Genomic DNA, 1,910 nt, shown 5'->3' with positions numbered 1-1,910 from the left:
CCCGCTCCCAACCGTCCCAAAACCCATGAGACTCAACCGTCCCAGAAGTCATGAGACTCAACCGTCCCAGAAGTGTGGAGACAGCACAGTGGCGTCGGCATCGTAGACCTCGCCGAAGGTGAAGAAGTCCGGGTTGGTGGCCTCGGCGTGGGCGTCGATGGCGGCGGTCCAGGCCTGCCAGAACTCGTAGTTGACGTGCTTGACGGTGTCGATGCGGAAGCCGTCCACGCCGAAGTCCATCCAGGCGGTGTAGACGTCCTCGAAGGTCTGCTCGACGATCGGGTTCTCCGTCATCAGGTCGTCCAGGCCCTGGAAGTCGCCCATGGTGGTGGACTCCCCCGTCCAGGTGGAGTCGCCGCGGTTGTGGTACAGGGTGACGTCGTTCAGGACCTCGGGGATGACGTCGCCGTTGCGCACGGGCGTGTAGGGGAAGGAGGTGGCGGCGTCGAGGGTCGGGAAGTCTTCCTGGCCGGCCAGGGCGGAGATGTCGACGACGTTGCCGGCGGCGTCGGTGTATGGCACGTCGGCGGTCTCGACGTAGGAGTAGGTGCCCTCCTCGTAGCTGATGAGGTCGGCGGTGTGGTTGGTGATGATGTCCAGGTACAGCTTCATGCCGCGCGCGTGGAGGGCGTCGCGCAGCTGTGCGAGTGCCTCGTTACCGCCCAGGTGGGGGTCGATGGAGGTGAAGTCGGTGATCCAGTAGCCGTGGTAGCCGGCGGAGGCGTCCGCCCCACTGCCCTGGACGGGCTGGTTGGTGAAGGAGGGGGTAAGCCAGATGGCGGTGGTGCCCAGGCCTTGGATGTAGTCCAGGTGGTCGATCAGTCCCTGGATGTCGCCGCCGTGGTAGTAGCCCTTGTCGGTGGGGTCCAGGCCGGTGATGTCGCGGCCGCCGGTGAGTCCGCCGGCGTCGTTGGAGGTGTCGCCGTTGGCGAAGCGGTCAGTGAGAACGAAGTAGAACTGCTCAGCCGTGCCCTGGCGCACCGGGGCGGCGGCCAGGGCGGCGTCGGCGTCGGTGTAGTCGCCGGTCAGGTCGGTGGAGACCAGCCCAATGCGGTGGTTGTCCTGGTTCCAGGTGAAGGTGAGCTCGGCGTCGCCGGCGAGGGTGAGGGGGATGTTGTCGGCGCCGCCGTTCTTGCCGTAGGAGGTGTCCCAGGAGTCGTTCAGGGCGACCTTGATCTCGTAGGCGCCGGCGGGCACCGTGGCGGTGTACTCCCAGGTGCCGTCGCCGTCGACGTCGGTCAACTCGGTGGCGTCGCAGGCGGGGTCCCAGTCGGCGCTGCAACCGAGCTCATCCTGCAGCGAGCCGACCAGCGCGACGGATGCGGGGGCCGTCTCGTCGGCGACGGCGGCGGCGGGTTGCGCGGCCAGGCCTATGGCTCCGGCGGACAGGGTTAGGGTGGTCGCGGCGACGGCACCGAGGGCGCGAGAACGCCGATGCCACCCGACATGCAAGTCTTGCAAGCGCACGAGGACTCCTTCGTCTGAGTTCCCCTGCCCACATCTTGGCGGGTAGAGCGGGATATGTCCGGATCCAAGCCGATCGGACGGGGATGCGCCGAGCCTACGGCACGAAACCACAACCTGCAACTACTGCAACCATTTCACCCGCCTTTCACGCCGAGACCGGCACTTGTGACACGCTGAGACCGGCACTTGTGACGCATCGAGACCGGTACTTGTGACGCATCGAGACCGGTTCTTGGTGTTTGAGGGCGTGTGGGCCTGAGGGCTCGTGCGCTGGCGCGACGGTTCGTGCCTTCGCGTCAGGGTTCGTATGTTCTGGTCGGCGGTTCGTACCTTCTTGTGACGGTTCGGCACCCAGGGGTACTGTGCTGTCTCCACACTTCTGGGACGGTTGAGTCTCATGACTTCTGGGACGGTTGAGTCTCATGGGTTTTGGGACGGTTGGG

At 65.9% G+C, this 1,910-nt stretch carries 1 protein-coding gene; it reads right to left on the bottom strand.

What is annotated here, in order from left to right:
- Positions 1-57 precede the first annotated feature (57 nt).
- The gene (locus GZ998_RS09625) at positions 58-1,461 is read right to left on the bottom strand and encodes an alpha-amylase family glycosyl hydrolase (protein ID WP_219109710.1); all 1,404 of its coding nucleotides are present in this window, start codon (positions 1,459-1,461) and stop codon (positions 58-60) included.
- Between the last annotated feature and the right edge of the window lie 449 nt (positions 1,462-1,910).

This window comes from Actinomyces sp. 594 (genome assembly GCF_019325145.1).
Taxonomy (GTDB): Bacteria; Actinomycetota; Actinomycetes; order Actinomycetales; family Actinomycetaceae; genus Actinomyces.
The sequence above is the reverse complement of the archived record's forward strand: the minus strand, read 5'-3'. Positions and strand labels throughout refer to the sequence as shown.